The sequence below is a fragment of the Citrobacter sp. VF227 genome, from assembly GCF_052950715.1.
The window spans coordinates 1-457 of the sequence record NZ_JBRFVF010000445.1 but is presented as its reverse complement, the minus strand read 5'-3'; the positions used below and the strand labels follow the sequence as shown (position 1 = coordinate 457).

The 457-nt window shown below is 58.0% G+C and carries 1 protein-coding gene; it reads right to left on the bottom strand.

What is annotated here, in order from left to right; genetic code table 11:
• Nucleotides 1-428, bottom strand: a 428-nt coding sequence (locus ACU8YC_RS27245; RefSeq protein WP_446896295.1) for a chromate transporter, incomplete at its 3' end; no start/stop codon positions are given.
• Nucleotides 429-457: the final 29 nt, after the last annotated feature.

Below are 457 nucleotides of genomic sequence, written 5' to 3'. Positions count from 1 at the left end.
CGTGAACCGATACGGTGGGCAGCCTGAACAACGATGGCGGTGACGGCGGGTTTGATACCGTAAAACAATCCCGCCACCACCGGCACTTCGCCGAAAGCGATGTAGACCCAGGACAGGGCGATCAGGATGAACAGTGAGGGCAGCACAAACAGTACGCCGGCGATCACCCCACCCCAAGTGCGATGCATGAGCCAGCCGATATAGGTGGCCAGTTGCTGAGCCTCCGGGCCTGGCAGGAGCATGCAGTAGTTCAACGCATGCAGGAAACGGCGCTCCGAGATCCAGCGCCGCCGCTCCACCAGCTCCTGGTGCATGATCGAGATCTGCCCGGCCGGGCCCCCAAAGCTGATGAAACCTAGTTTCAGCCAGAATAAGAATGCTTCAAGTAGACCTATGTTCTCTACCTTGTCTTGCTCTGTTGCGTGCATGGCCGTCTCATTCATCACTTTGTCCTTCC